The sequence below is a fragment of the Onishia niordana genome, assembly GCF_004798965.1.
Taxonomy (GTDB): domain Bacteria; phylum Pseudomonadota; class Gammaproteobacteria; order Pseudomonadales; family Halomonadaceae; genus Onishia; species Onishia niordana.
Genome location: NZ_SDSD01000002.1, coordinates 432602 through 458229 on the forward strand (window position 1 = coordinate 432602; position 25628 = coordinate 458229).

A 25628-nucleotide genomic window follows, 5' to 3' on the forward strand; every position below is an offset into this window, starting at 1 on the left:
TGCCTGATCGGTCCAAGCATAACAGGGGCTGGCCCCCTTGGCGCCGCCCTCTGCAGGGCGATGGTGTACTTTTAACGCTCGGTGCTCATTGTTCAGCCATGGCGATGGCACAACAGCACCTGGGCGTAGACGGGCAGCACGGCCTCGAGTGCCGCCTGGTCGATAGCGTTATTCCAATAGGCTTCGGTGGCTTTTTTCAGTTCGCGGTCGGCGCCGATCCGCGGGTAGCCGAGAATGTGAGCCAGCGTCATGGTTATTCCTGTACGTAATTAAGAGATACACTTAGCAATGAATTTGCCATAAGCGATGAAGGCAGTCTCACTGGTCACCGCGAGTGAATCAAACTAAATTATCTAATCTACAACATGAAAAGTGCTCACACATCATGCTGGAACTCCGCCACCTTCGTACCCTGATAGCCCTGCGTGATGCCGGCTCGCTGGTAGAAGCCGCCGAGCGCGTTCACCTGACCCAGTCCGCGCTATCCCATCAGTTAAAGGATCTCGAGGAACGCCTGGGAAACTCGCTGTTCCTGCGCAAGACCCGCCCCGTGGAGTTCACCCGCGCTGGCCAGCGACTACTGGCGCTGGCCGAGCAGATCCTGCCCGAGGTACGCATGGCCGAGCGGGACCTGGCGCGACTCGCCGGCGATGAGCGTGGCCGACTGCACATGGCCATCGAGTGTCATAGCTGCTTCCAGTGGCTGATGCCGACCATCGACTATTTTCGCGATCACTGGCCCGAGGTCGAAGTCGATATCCCCAGTGGCCACAACTTCGATCCGCTGCCGGCATTGGCCCGGGAGCAGCTCGATCTGGTCATCACCGCGGACCCTCAGCCATTACCCGGCGTGCACTATGAGCCGCTGTTTCGTTATGAGGGGCTACTGGCGGTGGCCAAGCAACATCGCCTGGCCGGCAGGGCCTGGATCAAACCGGATGAACTCGTCGACGAGACCCTGATCACCTACCCGGTGGAACACACACGCCTGGATGTCTTTACCCAGTTCCTCGACCCCGCCGGCCTGCGGCCGCGCGAAGTACGCACCGCCGAGCTGACCATCATGATGATGCAACTCGTAGCCAGCGGACGCGGCGTGTGTGCGCTACCGAGCTGGGCGCTGACGGAATATCTGGAACGCGACTATGTGCGCGGCGTGGCGCTTGGCGAGCAGGGCATGTGGAGCACGCTGTTCGCGGCGATCCGAGAGGACAGCCGCGATGCACCCTGGATGGAAGATTTTCTGCGCACCGCGCGCGAGACCTCGTTCGCGGTGCTTGAGGGCATCAAGCCGGCGTGACGCCGGCCTGTTTGAGCGGCAGCAGCAGACTAAAGCGTGCGCCGCCGAGACGAGGGCTATCGTCGACCATCACGCTACCGCCGTGCCAGAGCATGACCTTGTGGACAATCGACAAGCCCAGGCCATAGCCGCCGGAGCGCCGGGTGCGGCTGTCGTCGAGCCGCGCGAAGGGTTTGAAGATTTCTTCTCGCTCGCCGACCGGCACACCAGGACCGTCATCCTCGATATCCAGTCGGGCCACCTGACCGTCGTCGCCAAGACTCACCCGGACCTCACCATTGGCGTGCCGGCAGGCATTGGCGACCAGGTTCTGCAGTGCCCGCTGTAAATAGCGAGGGTCGGCCACGACCTCGACCGGCGGCCCCGGCATCACGCGCAGCACCAGTTTGGCATGCAGCGGTGCGAGGGCCTCGACCACGTTATCGGCAAGATCTCGACAATCGACCAGTTCGGCCTCCTGCAGAACGCCTTGCGCGTGATCATTGCCCAGCTTGGCGTAGGTCAGAATCTCGTCGATCAGACCGTCGAGCTCCTCGATGTCACCGTCGATACCGGAGAGCTGACGACGTACCGGCGCACTGTCGGTCATGTCCTCGACCATCTGCACGGCAAAGCGAATGCGCGCTACCGGTGTACGCAACTCATGCGACACCGCACGAATCATTTCCTGCTGAGCGCGTAGCAGTGACTGCACCTGGGACGCCATGCCGTTGAAGGCCATGCCGACCCGCCCTAGGAAATCCCCGCTTTCGACCTTGACCCGCGTGTTCAGGTGGCCACAGGCGATGCGCGTAGCGGCCTGCTCGAGGCGTGCCATACGTGACTCCACGCCTCTCACGATCAGGTAAATGATGCCCGCCAGCACGCCGAGCATGGCGACCAGCAACGACAGGGATAGCGACATCGACATCGGTTCGAACGCGGCCAACGGTCCCAACTCGACCCACTGGATACTCCCATCAGCGTTAGGCAGGCGCAGATAGAGTGTCATTGCCCAGCGCTGGGGCAGCAGACGAATGACGACCTCGGTATCACGCAGGCGAGAAATCTGGGCAGGCGGGAGATCGTCGGGGGGCGTATCGGAGAGTTGCGCCTGGATCACAGGGCTTTTGAGACGTTCCAGGCGCTCATGCCGGGCCTCGCCTTCGACCTCGGAGAGCCACTCCCCGAGCTGGCGTGCAAGCCCCATCAGCTGCTGCTCGGAAAGGCTCCCGAGTTCGGCGCGTAGCATCCAGGGCTCGCCCGGCAGCTGACGATACAACTGCCAGCCCTGGCCATTGAGTTCCTCGACCAGCGTGCGACCGCTCTCGAGGCTGGTGCGCTGAAAGAAATTGAGTGGGTAGTTGCGGCGATCGTGAAGACTGAGCGTCATCGACAGCTGCTCGCTCTTGCGGGCCAGCCAGGCATCGCGCTGCGACAGCGGCAAGGCCGCCAGCTGAAGCGAGAGCAGCGTCATCGGCGCCTTCGCCAGCTGCTCGCTGTAATGATCGTGGCGAACCTTGTCGACCAGGGCGAAAGTCGACAGGGCCAGCGCAAAAGTCAGTACCAGTGCCAGCGCCAGCCATACGTAGACCCTCAGGAAGGCACTGTCGGCCAGCGGCCTCGGCAACAGGCGGGAGAGCACCATCAGCTATCCTTGACGAACAGGTAACCCTTGCTGCGAACCGTCTTGATACGGTGCGGCTGATTGGGGTCGTCACCGACCTTGGGCCGAATACGCGATACGCGCACATCGATGGAGCGATCCTGGCCGTCGTACTTGATGCCACGCAACTGGGAGAAGATCTCCTCCCGCGTCAGCACGCGCCCAGCATTGCTCGCCAGCAGCCACAACAGATCAAACTCGGCACTGGTTAGATCAATGCGTTCGCCATCGAGCCAGGCCTCGCGAGTGGCGCTATCGATCTCCAGGTTATTGAAGGTCAGACGCCCTTCGCCGGTTGGCACACTGACATCGGTGCGGCGCATCAATGCCCGCATGCGGGCCAGCAGCACCCGCGGCTGTACGGGCTTGGGCACGTAGTCATCGGCGCCCATCTCGAGCCCCAGCACCTGATCCATGTCATCGGTACGGGCCGTCAGCATCAGGATCGGACCGTCATAGTCCGGCCGAGCACGTCGACATATCGACAGACCGTCCTCACCGGGCAGCATCAGATCGAGTATCACCAGATCTGGCTGTAACTCGACGATCTTGTCGACCCCCTTAGCCCCATCGGCTTCCACCGTCACGGTGAAGCCGTTGGCCTCAAGATAGTCTCGCGTGAGCTCCGCGAGCCGCTCGTCGTCCTCGATGATCAGGACATGATCGTGGTCATTGCTTAGCACGCTCTCGCTCGCTCCTCATTGACGTCCGGTGACGGCTATTGTCATTCGATAATGTATATCAAGTCCATGATACCCCAGCCACTGCCATTTTTGGCTGTCGATGGGGCTGATTGGATAATGAGTGATATCTGATGTTAATGCCGGCAACCGCTCTGGGATGCGGACTTCAACGCAGCACATTTTCTCTCCCAATTCAGGCACAAGATACCCACAGGTTATCCACTTGATGAAAGCTCTCGAGCACACTATCTTGTGCTGCATATTGGAAACAACACAAGATGGTGTGCACCTAGCAATTCAGAGCACTACTGTCAAACTACGCTGTCCAACCAGTGTGGCCCCCGGTTTTGCCCAGTGTTGAGCGTTGTTCAGGCCACCTTGTTCAACCTCTTGGGCTCCTCTCATCCATCAATTACCGCTAGGAAGACACGGCGCCATGGATACTACGCTCTCCCCCGGCAACTCGTCCGTCAACGTGACCGCCCCTCAGCAACTGCGGGTGATCAAGCGCAACGGCGATGTCGCCCCCTTCGATGCCAGCAAGATCGCTGTCGCCATGTCCAAGGCGTTTATCGCTGTGGAAGGCGATAATGCCGAGGCCTCTTCACGCATCCGCGATTTCGTGACCCAGGCCTCAGACGCCATCTGCGATGCCTTCCTGCGTCGCATGCCCGACGGCGGCACCCTGCACATCGAAGACATCCAGGACCAGGTCGAACTGGCGCTGATGCGCGCCGGTGAGCAGAAGGTCGCCCGCGCCTATGTCCTGTACCGCGAAGAGCATGCTCGGGCCCGTGCCGCTGCCGGCGGCGATATAGAGAAACCCCATCCGAGCCTCAACGTGACCCTGCCTGATGGCAGTATACGTCCGCTGGACCTCGGCCGCATCGAAACCCTGGTCTATGAAGCCTGCTCGGATCTACCTAATACCGAGCCGCAGAAGATCGTCGATGATTCGGTGCGCAACCTCTATGACGGCGTGAGCAGCGACGGCGTCTCCCAAGCGTTGACCATGACCGCCCGCACGCTGGTCGAGAAGGACCCAAGCTACACCTACGTCACCGCTCGCCTACTGCAGGACAGCATCCGCCGCGAAGCCCTGTCCTTCCTGGGTGTGGCCGAGGAAGCCACCTATGGCGACATGGCCGAGCTCTATGCGCCGGCCTTCAAGGCCTATATCGCCCGCGGCATCGAATTTGAGCAGCTCGACGAAGCGCTGGCCGATTTCGACCTGGAGCGCCTCGGTGCGGCACTCGACCATACCCGCGACAACGCCTTCACCTACCTGGGCCTGCAGACCCTCTACGACCGCTACTTCATCCACCGTGACGAGGTACGTTACGAGCTGCCCCAGGTGATGTTCATGCGCGTCGCCATGGGCCTTGCGCTCAACGAAGACGACCGCGAAGCGCGGGCCATCGAGTTCTACGAGCTGCTCTCAAGCTTCGACTACATGGCCTCCACGCCGACCCTGTTCAACTCTGGCACTCAGCGCAGTCAGCTTTCCAGCTGCTACCTGACCACCGTGCCCGACAACCTGGACGGCATCTACGGCGCGATCCGTGATAACGCCATGCTTTCCAAGTGGGCCGGCGGCCTCGGCAACGATTGGACGCCGGTTCGCGCCCTGGGTTCCTACATCAAGGGCACCAACGGCAAATCCCAGGGCGTCGTGCCCTTTCTCAAGGTCGTCAACGACACCGCCGTTGCCGTCAATCAGGGTGGCAAGCGCAAGGGCGCGGTCTGTGCCTACCTCGAGTCCTGGCACCTGGACGTCGAGGAATTCCTCGAGCTGCGCAAGAACACCGGTGATGATCGTCGCCGCACCCACGACATGAACACCGCCAACTGGGTGCCGGACCTGTTCATGAAGCGCGTCTTCGACGATCAGGAATGGACGCTGTTCTCGCCGGCCACCTGCCCGGACCTGCACGACCTGTTCGGCGCGGCCTTCGAGAAGCGCTACCAGGAATACGAAGAGATGACCCGCAACGGTCAGCTCAAGCTCTTCAAGCGGGTCAAGGCCAAGGACCTGTGGCGCAAGATGCTGTCGATGCTGTTCGAAACAGGCCATCCGTGGATCACCTTCAAGGATCCCTGCAACCTGAGAAGCCCGCAGCAGCATGCCGGCGTCGTGCATAGCTCCAACCTGTGCACCGAGATCACCCTGAACACCAGCGTCGACGAGATCGCGGTGTGCAACCTGGGCTCGGTCAACCTCGCGCAGCACATGACCGACGGCGAGCTCGACAACGAGAAGCTGAAGAAGACCGTGCGCACCGCCGTGCGGATGCTCGATAACGTCATCGACATCAACTACTACGCGGTGCCGCAGGCCAAGAACTCGAACTTCAAGCACCGTCCGGTAGGCCTTGGCATCATGGGCTTCCAGGATGCCCTGTACGCCCATGGCATTGCCTACGCGTCTCAGGACGCCGTCGAGTTCGCCGACCACTCCATGGAGCTGGTCAGTTATCACGCCATCGAGGCCTCTTCTGACCTCGCCGCCGAGCGTGGCCAGTACCAGAGCTATGAAGGCTCGCTGTGGAGCCAGGGCGTACTGCCGATCGATTCCATCGAGAAGCTCAAGCAGGAGCGCGGCGAGAAGTACATTGAGGTCGATACCTCCACGACCCAGGACTGGGATCGCATCCGCCAGAAACTTTCCGAACAGGGCATGCGCAACTCCAACGTCATGGCTATCGCCCCGACCGCGACCATCTCCAACATCTGTGGCGTGTCGCAGTCGATTGAGCCGACGTATCAGAACCTGTTCGTGAAATCGAACCTGTCCGGCGAGTTCACGGTGGTCAACTCCTACATGGTCAACGACCTCAAGGAACGCGACCTGTGGGACGAGGTGATGATCAACGACCTTAAGTACTACGATGGCAGCGTACAGCCGATCGACCGTGTGCCGGCCGATCTCAAGGCCCGCTACGCCACCGCCTTCGAGGTCGAGCCCAAGTGGCTGGTGGAAGCCGCTTCGCGTCGCCAGAAATGGATCGATCAGGCGCAGTCGCTGAACCTCTACATCCAGGGCGTGTCCGGCAAGAAGCTCGACGTGACCTATCGCATGGCCTGGTTCCGCGGTCTCAAGACCACCTACTACCTGCGTGCGCTGGGTGCAACCTCGGTCGAGAAGTCCACCGTCGATCGCGGCAACCTCAACGCCGTCGGTAACGGCAGCGAGCCGTCGCCACAGCCCGAGGCGGCACCGGCGCCGTCCGCTCAACCGGAAGCGCGCGGCATCGACGACTTTCTGAGCGGCAAGAGCGGCAGTGGTTCGCGTGCCCCGACCGCCGGCGAGATCGATGAACTGGGCTGCGAGGCCTGCCAGTAACGGCGCGCCCCGCGACGCCGAGGGTCATTAACATTCAAGACCGGAAGGCCTGCATAGCCGCCTTCCGGCCCCACGACACATAAAGGAAGACGAGATGCTGAACTGGGACGAATTTCACGAAGACGATACCGCTGTCGCCGACCAGCCGGCCAAGGACAAAGCCGCTCCAGCCGCTGCCGAGAAACCGGCCCCTGAAGCGCCCGCCTCGGATGAAGCCGTTGCGGAAAGCACCGGCGATTACAATGTCGCCGAGCAGGACCGTCAGGCGCGCGCCAAGCAGTCTCTCGAGGAGCTCGACGTGGCCGCCGGCCTCGAGGAACTCGAGATGGGCGCCAAGCGCATCGAGGTCGACCAGAAGCGCATGATCAACGCTCGCGCCGACCTCAACCAGCTGGTGCCCTTCAAGTACGAGTGGGCCTGGCAGAAGTACCTGGATGGCAGCGCCAACCACTGGATGCCCCAGGAAGTGAACATGAACGCCGACATCGCGCTGTGGAAGAGCTCGGACGGCCTCACCGCCGACGAGCGTCGCATCGTCGAGCGCAGCCTGGGTTACTTCTCCACCGCCGACTCGCTGGTCGCCAATAACCTGGTGCTGGCGGTCTATCGCTTGATCACCAACCCTGAATGCCGCCAGTACCTGCTGCGTCAGGCCTTCGAGGAAGCGATCCACACCCACGCCTATCAGTACTGCGTGGAGTCACTGGGCATGGATGAAGGCGAAGTCTTCAACATGTACCGCGAGGTGCCCTCCGTCGCCGCCAAGTCCGCCTGGAGCCTCAAGCATACCCAGTCGCTGTCGCGCCCGGACTTCAACACCGGCACCCCGGAGACCGACCAGGAACTGCTGCGCAACCTGATCGCCTTCTACTGCGTCACCGAAGGCATCTTCTTCTACTGTGGCTTCAGCCAGATCCTGTCCATGGGCCGTCGCAACAAGATGACCGGCGTCGCCGAGCAGTTCCAGTACATCCTGCGCGACGAGTCCATGCACCTGAACTTCGGCGTCGACATGATCAACCAGATCAAGATCGAGAACCCGAACCTGTGGACGCCGGAATTCCAGGACGAGGTCACCCAGATGATCCTCGAGGGCACCGAGCTCGAGATCGCCTACGCGCGTGACACCATGCCCCGCGGCGTACTGGGCATGAACGCGGCGATCATGGAGGAGTACCTCCATTTCATCTGCAACCGTCGCCTGGCACAGATCGGCTTGAAGGAGCAGTTCCCGGGTGCCAAGAACCCCTTCCCGTGGATGAGCGAAATCATCGACCTGCGCAAGGAGAAGAACTTCTTCGAGACCCGCGTGACCGAGTATCAGGTCGGCGGCGCGCTGAGCTGGGACTAAGCTCGCCACACGTATGGCGTCACGTCCGCTTCACGAAACACCCGCCTCGGCGGGTGTTTTTTTGCCTATGCCTCAGGCGCTCGCCTGCAGCCTCTGGATGGCGCAGTCGCTCACTCCGGCACTCGGCGCTCGCTCAGCCAAGGAATCAGCCGCCCAAGCGGCATGGGTCTCGCCAGCAGGTAGCCCTGGAAGAGTTCGCAGCCATGTTGAGTTAGGTAGTCATACTGGGCCGTAGTCTCCACCCCTTCTGCGACCACCTGGAGGTCCAGTTGCTTGGCCAAGGTGATCACACTCTGGCAGACCGCCGCGTCCTTAGCATTCTCCGTCACGTCGCAGATGAAACTGCGATCGATCTTGATCTTGTCCATCGGCAAATAGCGCAGGTAGCTCAGGCTCGAAAAGCCGGTCCCAAAGTCATCAATCACGGTACTCACGCCCAGTTCGTGCAGGTCATGCATCAACGCGATGGCGCCCTCCGTGTCGCACATCAGGATGCTCTCGGTGAGCTCCAGCTCCAGAGACTTGGCAGCGAGTCCGCTCGTCTCCAGGGTCTTTTTCAGGCCCGACAGGAAATCGGCGCGATGAAAATCCAGCGTCGACAGGTTGACGGCCACCCGCCCAGCCAGCAGGCCTTGCGCCTTGAGCGCCAGGGCATCGCGACAAACCTGCTCCATCACCCACTGGCTGATCGAGATGATCTGGCCGGTCTCCTCGGCCAGGGAAATGAAGTCCCCGGGAGATATGATGCCCTTGACGGGATGCTGCCAGCGCAGCAGCGCCTCGAGCCCATGGATCTTTCCCGAGGCATCCAGTAGTGGCTGATAGTGCAGGGTCAACTGAGCCTGGGTGATGGCCTCCTGAAGCTCATTGCGCAGCACGACACGCCGGGAGAGGCGACTGTTGAGATCGGCGCTGAAGAAATGATAGGTGTTGCGGCCTCGCTGCTTGGCCTCGTACATCGCCATGTCGGCCTGCTGGATGAGCTCTCCGGCCGTCCCCTCACCGGCCTGCACCTGACAGACATCGTCGCAGACGGCGATGCCGATGCTCGCCGAGAGATACAGCTCGTGGCCAAGCACCTGGTGCGGCGCCTCGAGCTGCCGCAACAATCGATCGGCCACTCGACACGCCTCGTCGGCCTCGTGCAGATCCGGCAGCAGCAGCACGAACTCGTCGCCCCCCAGCCGCGCGAGCGTATCGCTGGGCCGCAGGCCCTGGCTCAGACAGCGCGTCACGCTGATCAGGAGCTGATCACCGACCTCGTGGCCCAGGGTATCGTTGATGGGCTTGAATTCATCGAGGTCAATGAACAGCGCCGCGAGTGTATATTGATGACGACATGCCAACGCCCGGCCCTGCTGCAACCGGTCATTGAGCAACGCCCGATTGGCGAGTCCGGTCAACGCATCGTGGGTGGCATGGTAGGCAAGCCTTGCCTCCTGATCCTTGAGCTCGGTGATGTCGTTCATGATGCCGATGGAGTGCGTCGTTCGGCCCTTAACATCGTGGACCGGCGAGATGGTCAGCTGGTTCCAGAACGCGCGACCGTCGCGCCGATGGTAGCGAACGGTGATCGCCAGGCCCTCGGCCTTGTCCAGGGCGGCCTGGATCTGGGCCGCCTGTCGTGGATCGGTCTCGGCGCCCTCCAGCAGGGTGGCGCTCAAGCCCAGGACCTCCTCGGATGAATAGCCGGTGATGTCGGTGAAGGCCGGGTTGACATAGACGATAGCGGGAGCGTCCTCACTGGTAGCGAAGATGATCACGCCATTACTGCTGGCCTCGAGGCTGCGCTCGAGCAAATACAACCGCTCCAGGTCACACTGGCGTTGGGTGATATCTTTGATGAGGGCATAGACACCGACCACCTCGTCCTCGACGAGGATCGGCAGCAGCCGCACGTCCAGGCGCTTTACGGGCTGCGCTGGGGGGCAGAAATCAAGCTCATAGTGCTGGGCACGACCGGACTGCACCTCGTAAAAGGCGCGCTCCACCAAGCGCGCATCCTTCTCATTCACCCACTCGGACTGCAGTACCTCCTGCAGCTGGCGCCCCTCGAGCGCCGTGGCCTCGACGCCCATGGTCGCCGCAGTGACGGGATTGATGCTGCGGTGGGTGCCGTCGAGGTCGAGTGCCACCACCGCGTCGGGGTTCTGCGTAAACAGCGAGCGAAAGCGCTGCTCGCTGATATCGAGCGTCCGCGTCTGGATGGCATGGCTCTTTATCAGTGACAGACTGACGATAATCAGATAAGTGAGGCCGAACCCCAGCAGGCCGATACCGAGCGGCAAGAACTCGACCAGGCCCTCAAAGGCCGCAAATTCGATCACGGCATCGCCGCGCGTGAGGTGAAGCGACCAGCGAGTCAGCCACCAAAGCAGGATGCTGAAGCCGATGCCGCCCGCACTGACGAACAGGATCGCACGATTGAGCAGTGGCAGAGGGGAATTCGGCGCCAAAAACCCCAGCAGTAGTGCTAAGCCGAGCAGGCCTGCACCTAGACCGGTGGAAAGCGACGCAGACCCCATGCCACCAGGCAAGGGCACCAGCATAAGCCCCCCCAACAGCAGGACCGCCACGCCGGCAAGGCGAACCAGAGGCACACACAGCCTCTCTCGCCATATATCGAGGTTACGAAGCAGACCGCCCAGTCCCAGGGTGAACAGCAACAGAAACACACTGCCAACAGCCGACGTCTGCCATCGGGCAGGCAGGGTCGCATACGGCAGAATGGCATCCAGCAAACCGACGAGAGCAAGCATCAGGCCAGTGGTGAGCAGTACCAACAGGCCAGCCTGACGCAACAAGGCTCGATTATTCAAATCCATTTGAATCTCCCTGATGGCCATACGGCACACGTTAGGGTCGAGGTTTTCTTGAAGCAGGAATGTTACAAATTGCGACAGCAAATAGTACTAGACGAATACAAAGTAGAGCATTATCACCATCATGTAACGGCATGAGAGAAAAAATAAGAGCGCGACGTCCCGCAGGCCGCCACTCGGTACAAGGAGATGGCAACGCGGTAACAGCGAAGACCCCGTGCCATGTGCACTGGATAACGAGGAAGGGTTGCTTGACCCTTGGGTGGCACAAAGGTTCTAGGCTGAAGGCATCAGGCTGAAGACAACCGAATTCAGCCCCTCTAGCGACTACGAGGAGATTGCTGCCTATGAGTACCAGCCCTTCCACCTCGCCTTCACAACACGAGACGGCACGCGTGTACCGCATGAAAACGGACAAGCACCTCTGTCCGTTCGGTCTGAAGACCGTCGACCTTCTCAAGCGCAAGGGCTACCGGGTCGACGATCACACGCTTACATCGCGCGAGGCCATCGAGGATTTCAAGCAGGAAGCCGGTGTCGACACCACCCCGCAGGTCTATATCGGTGAAGAGCGCGTGGGTGGCTATGAGGAGGTTCGCGAGTATCTGGGCTTGAGTGTGCCCGGCGAGAAGGACACCACCTATCAGCCGGTCATCGCCATCTTCGCGACGTCACTGCTGATCGGGCTGGCAGTCAGCTGGACGGCGGGCGACACCCTCATGTCAGTGCGCATGCTGGAGTATGCGATTGCCACCGCCATGACCCTGCTGGGGCTTCAGAAGCTGCAGGACATCGAAAGCTTCAGCACCATGTTCCTGAACTATGACCTGCTCGCCCAGCGCCATGTGCCCTATGGCTACCTCTACCCGTTCGCCGAAACCCTGGCCGGTATCATGATGCTGGCAGGCGCCTTGATCTGGCTCGCCGCCCCCTTGGCGCTGTTTATCGGCACGGTGGGCGCCATCTCGGTGTTCAAGGCCGTGTATATCGACAAGCGCGAGCTGAAGTGTGCCTGTGTGGGAGGCAACAGCAATGTACCGCTGGGCTTCGTCTCATTGACCGAAAACCTGATCATGCTGGCCATGGGCATCTGGATGCCGTTGAAGCTACTGATCCTCTAATGACGTACCAGCCTCTAACGGCCATGAAGGGGGCGTCATCCGCCGGTTCGCCCCGTTTCAGCCCTCCTCTATCGGTAGATGCCCAACCTTGACGTAGATCAGCGCCCCATCGTCCTTCGTGAAAGGGGCGTGGCGACTCAGATGAGGACTACGCAGCCAACTCCCCGCCGGATAGGCGCCATGCTCATCATGAAAGGTGCCTTCAAGCACAAAGATCTCTTCGCCTCCCCAATGGGTATGGGCGGTGAAAAGCGTATTCGGCGCCCACTTCACCAGCGCCACATGCTCGCCGCCGGCATCGTGTAGCGGCATAACCGCTAGCCCCTCGACCTGCCCCGGCCGCCAGCTTGCCGTCCTTGTATCGAAGGCAATCTGTGCGGTGTCATCCGGTTCGAACTGATGCAGCTTGACCAAGATGGTCGCTCCCTCGGCGCCAACCCGCGGCGCATGGCGGCTGCCGATCGGGTTGCGCAGATAGTAGCCGGCGGGATAACGACCATGCTCATCGCCGAACTCGCCTGAAAGCACCAGAATTTCCTCGCCACCACCATGCTCGTGCACGGGAAAGGTGCTGTCGGGGGCATAGCGCACCAGTGAGGTGGCTCGGGCCACCTCATCGCCGACACGATCGAGCATCATCCGCTCCACGCCTGACACCGGGGATTCGACCCAGTGGTAATCATCGGGCCTGACGACCGCCCGTCGAGAAAAATCGGCATTGAGTCGCATCGCAGCACCTTGGGGGTTGAGGGATAGGTATCAGACCCGATTGTCACCCGGCTCACCGCCCCCGTCATCTCGTGATTGAACCGGCGGCATCCGCCGCTGCGCCATCGGGCCCGATTCTTGCAGTAAATATTGATGCCCAGCTGCGTTAAGCTAGTCGCCGGACATCATTTCGCCGAATCGACCCAGCAAAGGACCCCATCTTGGCCATCGACCTGCTCTACAACGTCCTGATCTTCCTTGCCGCTGCGGTGCTCATCGTGCCGCTGTTCAAGCGTCTGGGACTTGGTGAGGTACTCGGCTATCTGGCTGCCGGCATGGCGATAGGCCCCTCGGCGCTGGCCCTGGTGCCGGACGCCGATGCGGTGCTGCAGTTCTCCCAGGTAGGCATCGTCTTCCTGCTGTTCGTGATCGGGCTCGAGCTCAAGCCATCGCGTCTCAAGCTGATGCACCTGGCGATCTTTCGCTTCGGCGGGCTGCAGGTCGCTGTCACGACGCTTGCGCTCTCGGCGGCGGCCTGGGGGCTCGGGCTGCCCCCGGTGGCGGCGCTCGTCGTCGGGTTCAGCCTGGGGCTCTGCTCCACCCCGCTGGTGCTGCAGCTGCTCGGTGAGCGGCACGAGCTGCAGACTCGCCACGGCCGCAATGCCTTCTCGCTGCTGCTGTTTCAGGACCTGGCGGCGATCCCGGTGCTGGCGGCGATCCCGATCCTCGGCGCCGGCTCGCTACTGGCCGAGGGCATCACACCGCTGCTCACCGAAATGGCCATCGCCATCGGCGCCTTCGCCGTGCTGATCATCGGCGGCCGGCTGCTGCTGCGCCCGCTGTTTCGCTTCGCCGCCGGCACCGAGAGCCGCGAGGTCTTCTCGGGCACCGTGCTGCTGGTGGTGATCGGCGCGGCGCTCTTGATGGCGCTTGCAGGCTTGTCGATGGCGCTGGGCGCCTTCATCGCCGGGGTGCTGCTGGCCGATTCCGAATACCGCCACAACATCGAGGCCGATATCGAGCCCTTCCGCGGCCTGCTGCTGGGGCTATTCTTCATGGCGGTGGGCATGACCGCGCAGATCGGCCTGCTCGCCGAGATGCCGTGGATCATTCTCGCCCTGACCGCTGCTCTGCTGCTGGCCAAAGGGCTCTCCGTGCTGGCGGCGTCGAGGCTCTATGGCACCAGCTGGAAGGAAGCCACCACCCTTGCCATGCTGCTCTCCCAGGGTGGCGAGTTCGGCTTTGTGCTGCTCACGGCGGCCGGCAGTGCCGCGTTGCTGGAACGCGAGCTGGTCAACATGCTGGTGCTGGTGGTGTCGCTGTCGATGGCGGCCACGCCGCTGCTCTATCTCGTCCACGTGCGCGGCATCCGCCCGCTGTTCAAGGGCAAGCGCAAGAAGCCCAGCTTCGATGAGCCGGTGGACGAGTCGCCCCAGATCATCATCGCCGGCTTCGGCCGCTTCGGACAGATCATGGGCCGCGCCCTGCAGGGACTGAAAATCCCTTATACGGTACTCGACATCAACGCCGACCAGGTCGAGTTCGTGCGCCGCTACGGCAACAAGGTCTACTATGGCGATGCCTCGCGCATCGACCTGCTCGAGGCCGCCGGCGCCGACAAGGCAAGGGTGATGGTCATCGCCGTGGGCGACACCGAGCCTTCGATGCGCATCGTCGCCCAGGTACAGCGCCAGTTCCCGCATCTGCATATCTATGCCCGGGCACGCAATCGCTACCATGCTCACCTGTTGATGCGCGCAGGCGTCGAGCACCTGGTGCGCGAACTGCTGCCAGCGAGCCTGGAGCTGACCCGGGAGGTACTGATCGATTTGGGCGTGACCCGGGATCAGGCCCAGCACACCATCGACACCTTCCGCCCCCATGACGAACAGGCCCTGCGCCGCCAGCTCGAAGTGTTCGGCAATGAAAAGAAACAGATCCAGACCGTACAGGAGGCAGCGCGCGAGCTCGAAGCCCTCTACGAGGCTGACGAGGAGATTGTCACCTCGCTGACGCCCCCCTCACGTCCACCACAAGGATGACGCCATGGCAGGTGCAAGCTTACTGACGCTGATCGATGACATCGCCACCTTGCTCGACGACGTCTCGTTGATGACCAAGGTGGCGGCCAAGAAGACCGCCGGCGTGCTCGGTGACGACCTGGCGCTGAACGCCCAGCAGGTCACCGGCGTCAAGGCCGACCGGGAGCTACCGGTGGTCTGGGCAGTGGCCAAGGGCTCGCTGCGCAACAAGCTGATACTGGTGCCGGCGGCACTTCTGATCAGCGCCGTGGTCCCCTGGCTGGTGACGCCGCTGCTGATGCTCGGTGGCGCCTTCCTGTGCTTCGAAGGCGCCGAGAAGCTGCTGCATGTCCTGAGCCATGACAAACAGAAAGACGCGGCGGCCCATGCCGAGCACGTCAAGGCGCTGGCCGATCCCGCGACCGATGTAGTGGCCTTCGAACAGAAGAAGATCAAGGGCGCCGTACGTACCGACTTCATCCTCTCGGCGGAGATCATCGCCATCACCCTTGGCAGCGTAGCCGGCGCTCCCTTTGTTCAGCAGGTGATCGTGGTCTCCGGCATGGCCGTGGCGATAACCCTCGTGGTCTATGGCCTGGTGGGCGGTATCGTCAAGATCGATGACCTGGGCCTCTACCTGAGCCAGCGTGCCGGCCGCCTCGCCCAGGGCGCTGGACGCGGCTTGCTCGCCGCCGCCCCGGTGCTGATGAAGACGCTGTCGATCGTCGGCACCGCGGCCATGTTCATGGTCGGTGGCGGCATCCTCGCTCACGGCCTGCCGATGCTCCATCACGGGGTCGAGGCGCTAGCCGAGAATGCCAGCGAACTGCCCAATGCCGGCGTGGTACTGGGCCCTCTCAGCGCCACCGCACTCAATGCCGGCATCGGCCTGGTCGCCGGCGCCCTGCTGGTCGGGGCCGGCAAGGCGATAGCCGCCCTGCGCGGCAAGCGCGGGGACTGACCTCAAGGCAGGTGCCACCAGCCCGGCAGCAACGCCCTGACCTCGGGCCGGGCGAAGCGGTCATCCATCAGCACCACCACGCCGTGATCCTCTGGGGTGCGAATCACCCGGCCGGCAGCCTGCACCACCTTGTTAATGCCCGGGTACTGATAGGCATAGTCGAAACCACGGCCAAAGCGCGCCTCGAGCCGTTCACGCAGGGTTTCCTGTCGAGGGCTCACCGGCGGCAGACCCAGGGTGGCGATGAAGGCGCCAATCAGTCGTTCACCGGGCAGGTCGATGCCCTCGGCGAAGGCCCCGCCCAGGACCGCGAAACCGATGCCCTCACCGCCCGGCACGAAACGCGCAAGGAAGGCCTCCCGGGCCGGCTCATCCATGCCCCGCGCCTGGCACCAGACGGGAATCTCGCCATGGGCATCGCCAAAGCGGGCGGCGACTGATTCCAGATAGGCGAAGCTGCTGAAGAAGGCCAGGTAGTTGCCCGGCGCGCGCTTGAACTGCTCGGCCAGGGTCGCGACGATCGGCTCGATGGAGGCCTCTCGATGGGCGTAGCGAGTCGAGATGTCGCGACGCATACGCACCTCGAGCTGCTCACCGGCGAAGGGGGAAGCCACTTCGAGGCTGGCGGTATTGTCAGGAAGGCCCAGCAGATCACGAAAGTAACGCCCCGGCGACAGGGTCGCCGAGAACAACACCGCGCTGTGGCTCGCCGCAAAGCGAGGCGCCAGGAAGGACGCCGGGATCAGGTTGCGAAGTGCCAGCCGAGCGCGTCCGCGACCGCTGCGAGTCAGCTCAAAGAGCGAATGATCATCGAAGGCCTCGGCGAGCCGGGTAAAGGCCAGCGCCTCGAAGAGAAACTCCTGCAGGGCCGGGTCGACCTCGCCGGGGTGCTCGGCCAGGTAATCGGTGATCGCCGTCGCTGTCTGGGCGAGCGTCCTGAGCATCGCCGTGGGCGGCGCGGACAGCACCCGATAGTCGGGGTCTCGGCCCATGCCGCTCCCCGTCTGCCTGCCTTCTCTCCTCTTTGCCCCGTTGCTCGCGCTCTGGCCTTCCTCTATGTCGTCCTCCCGGCCCAGGGTTGCCCACTGGCGTCCGAGCCGCGCCAAGGGGCGAGCCAGGGCAGGCGGCGCCTGGCGGCGCAACGCGGCAAGGCGGCGCTGATCGAGTTCGGCGCTATACATTCCCCGTGCCCGATCGATCAGATTGTGGGCCTCATCGACCAGCACCCCGACCCGCCATTCATGGGCCTGTGTCAGCGCATACAGCAAGGCGTGAACATCGAAATAGTGATTCACGTCGCCAACCACCACGTCGCACCAGCGGGCCAGCTCCTGCCCCAGGTAATAGGGGCAAACCTGATGCTCCAGCGCCACCTCGCGAAGCGTCGCCCGATCGAGCCGCCCTCTCTCGACGGCGGCCTCACGCGCCGCGGGCAGGCGATCGTAGAAGCCCCTGGCGAGCGGACAGGCATCGCCATGGCAGGCCGCCTCCGGATATTCACAGGCTTTCTCACGAGCGATCAGCTCCAGCACCCGCACGCCTTGCGGCGGCTCGAGAGAGGCGTCCAGTCGCGCCAACGCCTCCAGTGCCAGCTGCCGTCCCGGGGTCTTCATGGTCAGAAAGAACACTCGATCCAGCCCCTGGCGAGGCATGGCGGTGAGCATAGGAAAGAGCGTACCCAGCGTTTTGCCAATGCCGGTGGGCGCCTGGAGCAGCAGCGCTCGCGAGGTGCTCGCCGCCTTGTAGACCGCTTCGGCCAGCGGCCGCTGCCCGGTGCGAAAATCATCGAAGGGAAAGGAGAGCTTACGAAGCGCCGCGTCGCGGCACGCGCGATGCACGCTTTCCTGTCTGGCCCAGGCCATGTAGCGGCTGCAGTGATCGTGGAACACCGCCTCCAGCTCGGACGCCGTGCGGGTCTCGCTGAGCCGGGTCTCGCGGCCGCTGCCGAGCTCCAGATACACGAGCGCAAGGGTCAGGCGCTCGAGGCCGCGGGCCCGGCAAAGCAGGGCGCCATAGACGTAGAGTTGCGCCCAGTGCAGGGCCCGCTGATTATCGGCCATGCGCGAAAGGTCACCGCGATGGGTCTTGACCTCCTCTAGACAACCTCGCGTCGCATCGACGCCGTCGGCACGCCCGCTGACCACGAGGGCCTGGCCCGTCTCGTCGACATGCTGGCCCTCGAGGGCCACCTCGGCCTCGAAGGTCGCATCCGCGGCTCGGCGGCGCTCGGCGATCAGCGCATGGCCGGCGATGCCTTCGCTGGCGGTGGGCGACGGCGTGAAGCGATGATCGAGATCGCCACGCCGGGCGGTGAAATCACAAAGCGCCCGCACCGCGACCTTGAGACTCATGGTGTCGATGCCCCGAGGCAGGCGTCAGGGGCTTCTTCCCAATGGTCTTGCCAGCGTACCTCGCAGACCGCCGCGGGAATGCCCTGCTCGGCGAAGAAGGCGAGCCAGCGGCGCTGATTGTCCTGCAGCCGGTCGCCCGGCCCCTTGACCTCGATCAGTCGATAACCGGCACCGCCATCTGCCTCCGGCCAGAACTGAATCAGATCGGGAAGCCCGGCGCGGTTGGCGCGCGGGTCCTCGAGCAGGCGCACGAAGAAGGCGCGCAGATGCGTTGCCGGGATACAGGCAAGGGCCCGCTCAAGCAGTACCTCGTCGAAAATGCCCCAGTGCACAAAGGGCGAGGCCAGGCCCTGCTTGTCCTGAAGGCGTACACGCAGGGTATCCCGGTAGCGGCCATCATCGAGTTCGGCGAGGCAGGACTCGAAAAGGGCCCGGCGACGCCTGACGAAGTCCTCGCGGTAGAGATCCGCCGGCCCACTGTGGAAAGGGTGAAAGAAGGCGCCCGGCAGCGGGGCGAAGATCGCCGGCCAGCACAGCAGGCCGAAGAGCCCGGTGATCAGGGTGTTTTCCACGTAGTGCAGCGGGGCCGCCTCATGGCCGAGGTGGTCGCGCACGGCAAGCTCCACCCGGCCGGGCGCGGCCGGCAGAGTCAGGGTGAAGCGTTCGGGCGCGGGGGCTCGTGCGGTCGACGCCGGTTGGCCCAGGCGGCGACCCAGCCGAGACGTGAGGCGCTCCATCGCCTGCGCCTCGGCGGCATCACGAGGAGCCGCCAAGGCCTGAGTGGCGGCGTCGAGCGTCGCTTTGAGCTCGGCCTCATTTTCCGCGCGACGCTCGGCGAGTCGCAGCGCCCTCACCCGCGCCTCGGGGTGGCTGGAATGGGGATAGAGCTCGGCGGCAAGCGCAACATCCCCTTGGCGCTCGGCCTCGCGGGCAAGTCGGAAGATCAGCCGTCCGCGGCGCGCCTGAAGCCAGGCATTGGGGGAGCGGTCAGGCAGGCTCTCGAGCAAGCGGGGCCACAACATAGCCGGCGCCTCACCAGCGTCGAGTCGATCGCGCAGGCCTTCCAGGGCCAGGTAGGTATCGACCTCGTGGCGCGCCTGGAAGGCCCGGGAATCGTCGCTGAAGGCGACCCGCTCGAAACGCTGATGGCCAAGCTCGGCAAGCACGAACTCCGAGAAATCCTGGCGCAGATTGCCAAAGAACATCAGCCGCAGCCGCTCACAGAACGGCATGCAGGTGAGTTCCACCACGGCATCACCCTCGGGCGCTCCCCAGCCAATAAAGGAATGGGCGTCGACCAGGCGCAGGCTCAGGGCCTCGAATAGCCGCGTCTTGCTGGCGCCTGCCGGCAGACCGGCGGCGCGGATGTCGTCCGCCAACCACTGGCGCAACTCGGCGAGGGTGGCAAGGCCAAACAGCGCGCCGAGACCCAGTCGCGGGGCGTCATCGACGAGCCCCGCCGCGACCAACGGCGCCAACGCCAGACGGGGGTCGCCAATCTCGGCATAGCGAAGCTTGGCAAGGCGAAAACGCTGGCCCTTGCGCATCACCATGCGCGTGAGCAGCGCCAACGAGGCATCAGGCAATTCCCCGAGAGACGCAAGGGTGGCGTGCTCCTCGCCTGTCAGCAGGTCCGGATAGCGCGCACCGACCCAGTCGAGCACGAAGCGGAAATTGGTCAGGTAGTAGCGCGGATCATCCAGGGAGGCGGTGACCGGCGCCAACGGCGAGGCACTGTTCATCCATCCATGCTAGCAAGAAGCCGGCAAAGCAGACCAGCGCCAACATGCCCAGGAGGAGACGTTAGGATGAACGTGCCGCCTCGAGTTCACGGGCTTCCCATTGCTGGGCGGCGAGACGCCCACGAGGCTGATCGACGGCCAGACAGATCAGAATGGCGATCACGAACAGCACGGCACAGAGCAGAATCGAGGCCTTGAGACCCACCACCGACTGCAAGAGTCCCAGGCCGATGATACCGATCACCCCGGCAAGCTTGTTGGCCAGCCCCCAGAAGCCGAAGAACTCCGCCGCCTTGTGAGACGGCGAAAAGAGTCCCACCAGGGCACGGCTCGCCGACTGACTAGAGCCCAGGCTCAGCCCCGCCAGACAGCCCACCACCAAAAACACCTGCTGGGGTTCCATGGCAAGGCCCAAGCCGGCATTGAGCCAGGCGGTCAGCTCCGGCGTGGCCCAGATGGCGAGAATCGCCAGTACCCAGAGGCAAAGGGTCAGCAAATAGGTCGGCTTGGCACCGAGCCGGTCCTGAATGGCGCCGAAGCCAAGGGCCCCTGCCGCCGCGGTGATCTGCACGATGATGAACATCAGGTTGCGAGTCGTGGTGTCCCAGCCGATGACCTGAGCGCCGTAGATGAAGGCAAAGGCGATGATGATATAGACGCCCGCCATCGAGAACACCAGCGAAATCAGAAAGATACCTAGGTCACGAAAACGCTTGAGCTCATGAAAGGTGGTGCCTACCCTCGCCCAGGCGATGGCAGTATAGCCACGGCCCGGAGGTAGCCGCTGGGGCGTTCCGCGCTCCTTTAACCACAGAAAGGTGGGGATGGCCGTGATCAGGAAGAAGCCCGCGGCGAAGGGACCGACCCAGCGAATGCGCTCGAAGTTTTCGGCGGTGGCCTCGCCCAGCACCATCAGCGTGAAGCCCGCCGCGAACAGACCGCCCACATAGCCTAATGCCCAGCCGAAGCCGGAAATCTTGCCCAGCGCCTCGGGCGGGCCGAGGTCCGGCAGGAAGGCGGCAATAAAAGACTCACCCATCGAGTAGGCGTAGTTGGAGATAACGATCAGCACGACCCCGAGCCATATATAGCCCGGCGCCACGAAGTAGAGCAGTGCCGTGGAGGCTATCGTGGCCAGGTAACTTATGAACAAAAAGCGCTTCTTGGCCGCCGAGAAATCCATGGCCGCCCCGCAGATCGGCCCGCTGGCCACCACCATCAGATAGCTCAGTGCCAGGGCGGCACTCCACAAGAGGTTGGCGAAACGGTAACCATCGCCGCGGTCGCCAACGATCACCGTGGTGAAAAGCTCGCCGAACACCACGGTAATGATCAGTAGCGTGTATGCCTGATTGGCAAAGTCGAACATCGCCCAGCCAAGGATTTCCTTGCGCGAGGCGCGTGTTGTCGCAGGCAATGAGCCCACGGCCGCCGCGGCAAGGGTCATGCGTCCTCCGTGCCGGCCGAGCGTTCCTTGTCGACCTCAACCCGGTTGCGACCGCCACGCTTGGCCGCATATAGCGCCCGGTCGGCACGCCGCATGCAATCCTCGTAATTCTGGTCGCCGGGCGCCATGGCGGCAATGCCGAAACTGGCCGTCATGCGTAGCGACATATCATCGTAGGGCACTTCAAGAAACTCCAGAGCATATCGAATCCGCTCAGCCAGGGCATAGGCACCCGCTTCGCCGGTATCGGTGAGCAACAAGGCGAATTCTTCGCCGCCGATGCGTGCAGGAATATCCAGACTGCGGCACCAGGCGCTCAGCACATTGGAAGTATATTGGATAACGCGATCACCGGCAGCATGACCGTGACTGTCATTGACGCGCTTGAAATGATCGATGTCGACCAGGATCACCGCCGCCGACTGACCATAGCGCTGATAGCGCTCGAAGGCTTGCTCGAGATGCTGCAGGAAATGGCGACGGTTCCAAAGGCCAGTGAGAGAATCAGTGGTTGCCAACCGCTGCAGAGCGGCCTCGGCATCCTTGCGATGTCCAATTTCCTGGTGAATACCGGCCATCATCTGTGGCCGACCATCCTGGGTCCAGCGGAATACCTTGCCATGCGCCAGTATCCAGACCCATTGCCCATCCCGGTGGCGCATGCGGAATTCGAACTCGTAAAACTCCTCCTTGCGATGAAAGTGTGAGTTCAAACGCGCCAGGGCTCTTGCCATGTCATCGGGATGAACAAGCTGCTCCCAGGTCGTAAAACTGATCGGCTCAAGCTCGGCGAGGGAGTAGCCGATCATCTCTGCCCATCGCGCATTGATGATCAGCTCACCTGTCTGGATGTTCCACTCCCAGGCCCCGGCATGCGTGCTTTCAAGAATATTGGCAAGCCGCAGGCGCTCTTCTTCCAGGGCCTGCTCGAGCTCATGGCGTTCGGTGATATCGCTGATGTAGCCATGACACAGCATGCTGCCATCAGCCTGATGCGTTGGCGTCGCGTTGCCTTCATGCCAGCGCATTTCACCATCAGGTCGGCAGTAACGATACTGGCAGTGCCAAGGATACTGATTATTCGTCGCCTGCCCGATGCTATCCATGATGTAGGGCAGATCATCGGGATGGGCGCAGGCGAAGACCGGCGAAGCATCATTCATGGCGACGGCAGGAGAAACGCCGAAGAACTCCTCGAAACGCTCGCTGACGTAGGGGAAATACGAGCTGCCATCGGCACGAATGCAGTACTGAAAAATGACCCCGGGCACATGACGTGCCAACTGAGCGAGCAAGGAACTCTTTGCCTGTGGTGGTTCGAGCGTAGGCGATGCGATACACAAGCGACGACCATCAACGACCGGGGTTAAACGCCAGGCAAGTGGCGCGGTAGGGCTGGTACGCAGTCGCGCTGGCCACTCACCCGACACATGGCTTGCCAACGCCTCGCGGCAAAGGGGTGCATCATTCGGGTGAAGCAGGTCCACAAAAGACTCACCCACCAAGGTAGTTTCGTTACTGTCGAGGGCCGCCGTGAAGGCGGGGTTAGCCTCGAGCACTTTTCCCTCGACACACAGCACGCATATCAGGTCATCCGACTGGGCCAACAGCGCGGCATAATCGATCTGGCTCATGTCCACCTTACCTTGAACATTTCGTCTCATCCTTGAGCGTTAGTATTACGCTCTGAATCGTATGCCTGAAATGCTATGACATAGCTGGTATGGCATCAGCATTAGTGCTGCGAGCTGCCGCTTTTTCTTGCGTGCTAACCCGTGGGCCCGTGGCAGAAGGCTTATCAGCCCCGTGCTCCCAGAATGCGTTCCAGCGCTGCCGAAACACCTTGGCACCAGCAGTCGTTACATAAAGATACAATATGGCACCACCATGGAGGGTCCGCCACGCGAAAGTGCACGTCGATGACACAAATCATCCTTGTAAGCATTATTCGTTTGGTACGACTCCCAGCAATGTCTTGAGGCCACTGCTAAGGACATGACACACCCATCCTCCACGCTAGACAGCCACCAACCATTAGACCAAATCTCGCGGTATCGTCTTATCCCAGCTCTTGGCGAAGACCCGGGTATCACCCTCGTAAGCATCCAGTGTCGCCCGCAGGCGGAAATTGTCAGCGTCACTGGTGAGCAGGGTGCGTGTCAGGGTGCTCACCTGCCAGTCTCCACGGCGAAAGCTGCGCTCCCATTCGGTCCAGCCACTGACGCTGTCGTAGCTTCCATAAGCGTAACGATAACGTTCGATGACCCTTGCCGAGATCTCCATATCGATATCATCCAGGCGGTAGGTGCCTTCATCGTTGATCACTTCAAGCGTCGTGGTGTCATGGGCGAGATCACGGATCACCCGCCAGTGCTCCTGAGTCGGCTGGATCAGCGTCTTGACAATCGGGGGTGCCGCTTCCGGCTCGGCGAAGGCGGGCAGCGCCGCCTCTTCTTCAGGACGCGGGGCCCTCATGGGCAGGATCAGCCGACTCGTCGCGGGATAGACGGTTATCCGCGCCGGCTGGGGCGCCGGCCAGGCAAGTGGCCAGTAGCTGGTCGACAGCGACACACGAATGGCATGGCCGACCGGAAACTGCTGGGCGATATGCTTGAGCATCACCCGCACCCGGTAGCGGCGCCCGGGCTCCAGTGGCTCGGGATTTTCGTTGCTGTCACGATGGGTGAGGTTAAGCAGCCCGTAGGAAACGCGAGTGGCCTTGTCATCGGCGGCCACGTCGATCAATCGCAACGCCAGCATCGCCACCGGCTGGTCGGCGGAGATCTCCAGTTCGACCACTGGCTGACCGCATATCTCAAGCGGGCTCTCGAGACGCGAGGTCTGAAAGATCAGTGACCCGCCGTCCTCGTCGCGCTGATCATGAGGCAGGTCGGGTGGCGCATTGTAGGAGCACCACTTGCCGGCATAGAGCCCCACCGAGAGCGGCGAACGAATCGTCAGCGGTGTCTCGTCGGGGCTATGTTGTTCTTGCGAGGACAGTTCTTGCGAGGACAGTTCTTGTGCGTAAAGTTCTTGGGCGTGCAGTTCCTGCTCGGGCAGCAAGTCATGACCGGCGGTGAGTCGGAAGGAGCTCTCGACGATGTTGGGCGACGGCCAGCACGGCTCGGCGATCCAACGACCGGGGCGCTGCTCGTAACGCGCCGAGGGTGGCGTGGATTCCTGCATCCAGACCCGTAGCATGGGCTCATCCATGATCCCGGTTTCCTTATCCTTGAGCCATTTATCCCACCACCTCAGGCTATCTTGGAGAAACCCGATGGCCGGTCCGGGTACGCCCAGGTGAGGGTATTTATGGGCCCAGGGGCCGACCAGCCCCTTGCGCGGCACCGAGAGCCCGGCCAGCAGTCGGAAGACCGCATTGCAATAGCCGTCGGCCCAGCCACTGATGGCATAGACCGGGCATTGGATGGCAGCGAAGTCTTCGCATACCGAGGCGTGGCGCCAGTAGTCATCGCGGCGCTGATGCTCGAGCCAGGTGGCGAGCCACAACCCACTGCCGTCGAGGCGTTGATGCCACATCTCACGCCAGCGTTCGCCGACCAGAGCAGGGTCCGGCGGGCAGGTATTGCCGTCGAACATGGTCGAGGCCCAGGACAGATTGTCGCCGAGCAGACAGCCGCCCATGTGGTGAACATCGTCGGCAAAGCGATCATCGGTGGAACACAAGGTGATCACTGCCTTGAGCTGAGGGGGGCGCAGGGCAGCAATCTGCAGGCCGTTGAAGCCGCCCCAGGAGATGCCCACCATGCCGACATCGCCCGTACACCAGGGCTGACGCTCGAGCCAGGCGAGGATCTCGAGGCCATCGTCCAGTTCCTGCTGCAGGTATTCATCGGTCAGTACGCCATCCGACTCGCCGGAACCGCGGATATCGACACGGACCCCCGCATAGCCATGTCCCGCCCAGTAGTAGTACGTCTGTATATCGCGCTCCGCGGTGAGGTCGCGCTTGCGGTAGGGCAGATACTCGAATATCGCCGGGACCGGATCACTGTCGGCATCAACCGGCCGCCAGATGCGAGCGGCAAGGCAGGTACCATCGGCAAGACGAATCCAGGTTTCCTCTTCAAATACCTCTCGCGAATACTGGGTCACGATACGCATGAACGCCC

At 62.6% G+C, this 25628-nt stretch carries 15 protein-coding genes and 1 pseudogene; 6 read left to right on the plus strand and 10 right to left on the minus strand.

Going from position 1 to position 25628, the window contains the following annotated elements; all coding sequences use genetic code 11:
* Positions 1-143 precede the first annotated feature (143 nt).
* Positions 144-251: pseudogene (locus ETC27_RS06000) on the minus strand (hypothetical protein); the annotation flags it as partial.
* A gap of 134 nt (positions 252-385) precedes the next feature.
* Between ETC27_RS06000 and ETC27_RS06005 the strand changes: the two are divergent.
* Positions 386-1300: a LysR family transcriptional regulator gene (locus ETC27_RS06005; protein WP_136254080.1), complete on the plus strand. Its 915-nt coding sequence runs from the start codon at positions 386-388 to the stop codon at positions 1298-1300.
* Here ETC27_RS06005 and ETC27_RS06010 read toward each other — a convergent pair.
* Positions 1287-2927: an ATP-binding protein gene (locus ETC27_RS06010; protein ID WP_136254081.1), complete on the minus strand. Its 1641-nt coding sequence runs from the start codon at positions 2925-2927 to the stop codon at positions 1287-1289. The two genes, ETC27_RS06005 and ETC27_RS06010, sit on opposite strands and share 14 nt — an antisense overlap.
* On the minus strand, positions 2927-3628 hold the full coding sequence (locus ETC27_RS06015; RefSeq protein ID WP_136254082.1) for a winged helix-turn-helix domain-containing protein: 702 nt from the start codon (positions 3626-3628) through the stop codon (positions 2927-2929). The genes ETC27_RS06010 and ETC27_RS06015 overlap by 1 nt, the downstream gene beginning before the upstream one ends.
* A 436-nt stretch (positions 3629-4064) precedes the next feature.
* On the opposite strand from ETC27_RS06015, the gene ETC27_RS06020 reads away from it, so the two are divergent.
* Positions 4065-6971 (plus strand): ribonucleoside-diphosphate reductase subunit alpha, encoded by a 2907-nt coding sequence (locus ETC27_RS06020; RefSeq protein ID WP_136254083.1) that lies wholly within the window; start codon positions 4065-4067, stop codon positions 6969-6971.
* Between the two features lie 94 nt (positions 6972-7065).
* Complete coding sequence (locus ETC27_RS06025; RefSeq protein WP_136254084.1) at positions 7066-8322, plus strand: ribonucleotide-diphosphate reductase subunit beta; 1257 nt, start codon at positions 7066-7068, stop codon at positions 8320-8322.
* Between the two features lie 110 nt (positions 8323-8432).
* Here the strand turns inward: ETC27_RS06025 and ETC27_RS06030 are convergent, their stop codons facing one another.
* On the minus strand, positions 8433-11147 hold the full coding sequence (locus ETC27_RS06030) for a putative bifunctional diguanylate cyclase/phosphodiesterase (RefSeq protein WP_168709027.1): 2715 nt from the start codon (positions 11145-11147) through the stop codon (positions 8433-8435).
* Between the two features lie 344 nt (positions 11148-11491).
* On the opposite strand from ETC27_RS06030, the gene ETC27_RS06035 reads away from it, so the two are divergent.
* Entirely contained in the window at positions 11492-12265 is a 774-nt protein-coding gene (locus ETC27_RS06035; RefSeq protein ID WP_205742694.1) for a glutaredoxin, read from the plus strand.
* Positions 12266-12322: 57 nt separating this feature from the next.
* Here ETC27_RS06035 and ETC27_RS06040 read toward each other — a convergent pair whose 3' ends face one another.
* Positions 12323-12994 (minus strand): cupin domain-containing protein, encoded by a 672-nt coding sequence (locus ETC27_RS06040; RefSeq protein ID WP_136254086.1) that lies wholly within the window; start codon positions 12992-12994, stop codon positions 12323-12325.
* Positions 12995-13194: 200 nt separating this feature from the next.
* On the opposite strand from ETC27_RS06040, the gene ETC27_RS06045 reads away from it, so the two are divergent.
* Together ETC27_RS06045 and ETC27_RS06050 are read left to right on the plus strand one after the other, a co-directional pair.
* Positions 13195-15015, plus strand: a complete 1821-nt coding sequence (locus ETC27_RS06045) for a monovalent cation:proton antiporter-2 (CPA2) family protein (protein ID WP_136254087.1) — start codon at positions 13195-13197, stop codon at positions 15013-15015.
* 4 nt (positions 15016-15019) lie between these two features.
* On the plus strand, positions 15020-15955 hold the full coding sequence (locus ETC27_RS06050; RefSeq protein WP_136254088.1) for a DUF808 domain-containing protein: 936 nt from the start codon (positions 15020-15022) through the stop codon (positions 15953-15955).
* A gap of 2 nt (positions 15956-15957) precedes the next feature.
* Here ETC27_RS06050 and ETC27_RS06055 read toward each other — a convergent pair whose 3' ends face one another.
* The 5 genes from ETC27_RS06055 to ETC27_RS06075 all read right to left on the minus strand — a co-directional run bounded on the left by ETC27_RS06055 (position 15958) and on the right by ETC27_RS06075 (position 25620).
* Positions 15958-18306, minus strand: a complete 2349-nt coding sequence (locus ETC27_RS06055) for an ATP-dependent DNA helicase (RefSeq protein WP_136254089.1) — start codon at positions 18304-18306, stop codon at positions 15958-15960.
* Positions 18303-20048, minus strand: a complete 1746-nt coding sequence (locus tag ETC27_RS06060) for a VRR-NUC domain-containing protein (RefSeq protein ID WP_136254090.1) — start codon at positions 20046-20048, stop codon at positions 18303-18305. Before ETC27_RS06060 ends, ETC27_RS06055 begins: the two co-directional genes overlap by 4 nt.
* Positions 20049-20109: 61 nt before the next feature.
* Positions 20110-21495, minus strand: a complete 1386-nt coding sequence (locus ETC27_RS06065) for an MFS transporter (protein WP_240724820.1) — start codon at positions 21493-21495, stop codon at positions 20110-20112.
* On the minus strand, positions 21492-23129 hold the full coding sequence (locus ETC27_RS06070) for a sensor domain-containing diguanylate cyclase (RefSeq protein ID WP_168709028.1): 1638 nt from the start codon (positions 23127-23129) through the stop codon (positions 21492-21494). The genes ETC27_RS06065 and ETC27_RS06070 overlap by 4 nt, the downstream gene beginning before the upstream one ends.
* Positions 23130-23529: 400 nt before the next feature.
* Positions 23530-25620 (minus strand): CocE/NonD family hydrolase, encoded by a 2091-nt coding sequence (locus ETC27_RS06075; protein ID WP_136254092.1) that lies wholly within the window; start codon positions 25618-25620, stop codon positions 23530-23532.
* Between the last annotated feature and the right edge of the window lie 8 nt (positions 25621-25628).

Excerpts from the sequence above, each read along its gene's own strand:
- ETC27_RS06020 (WP_136254083.1), top strand. The coding sequence starts at position 4,065 with ATGGATACTACGCTCTCCCCCGGCAACTCGTCCGTCAACGTGACCGCC.
- ETC27_RS06075 (WP_136254092.1), bottom strand. The coding sequence starts at position 25,620 with ATGCGTATCGTGACCCAGTATTCGCGAGAGGTATTTGAAGAGGAAACC.
- ETC27_RS06040 (WP_136254086.1), bottom strand. The coding sequence starts at position 12,994 with ATGCGACTCAATGCCGATTTTTCTCGACGGGCGGTCGTCAGGCCCGAT.
- ETC27_RS06050 (WP_136254088.1), top strand. The coding sequence starts at position 15,020 with ATGGCAGGTGCAAGCTTACTGACGCTGATCGATGACATCGCCACCTTG.
- ETC27_RS06055 (WP_136254089.1), bottom strand. The coding sequence starts at position 18,306 with ATGAGTCTCAAGGTCGCGGTGCGGGCGCTTTGTGATTTCACCGCCCGG.
- ETC27_RS06005 (WP_136254080.1), top strand. The coding sequence starts at position 386 with ATGCTGGAACTCCGCCACCTTCGTACCCTGATAGCCCTGCGTGATGCC.
- ETC27_RS06035 (WP_205742694.1), top strand. The coding sequence starts at position 11,492 with ATGAGTACCAGCCCTTCCACCTCGCCTTCACAACACGAGACGGCACGC.
- ETC27_RS06060 (WP_136254090.1), bottom strand. The coding sequence starts at position 20,048 with ATGAACAGTGCCTCGCCGTTGGCGCCGGTCACCGCCTCCCTGGATGAT.
- ETC27_RS06065 (WP_240724820.1), bottom strand. The coding sequence starts at position 21,495 with ATGACCCTTGCCGCGGCGGCCGTGGGCTCATTGCCTGCGACAACACGC.
- ETC27_RS06070 (WP_168709028.1), bottom strand. The coding sequence starts at position 23,129 with ATGAGCCAGATCGATTATGCCGCGCTGTTGGCCCAGTCGGATGACCTG.
- ETC27_RS06010 (WP_136254081.1), bottom strand. The coding sequence starts at position 2,927 with ATGGTGCTCTCCCGCCTGTTGCCGAGGCCGCTGGCCGACAGTGCCTTC.
- ETC27_RS06025 (WP_136254084.1), top strand. The coding sequence starts at position 7,066 with ATGCTGAACTGGGACGAATTTCACGAAGACGATACCGCTGTCGCCGAC.
- ETC27_RS06030 (WP_168709027.1), bottom strand. The coding sequence starts at position 11,147 with ATGGATTTGAATAATCGAGCCTTGTTGCGTCAGGCTGGCCTGTTGGTA.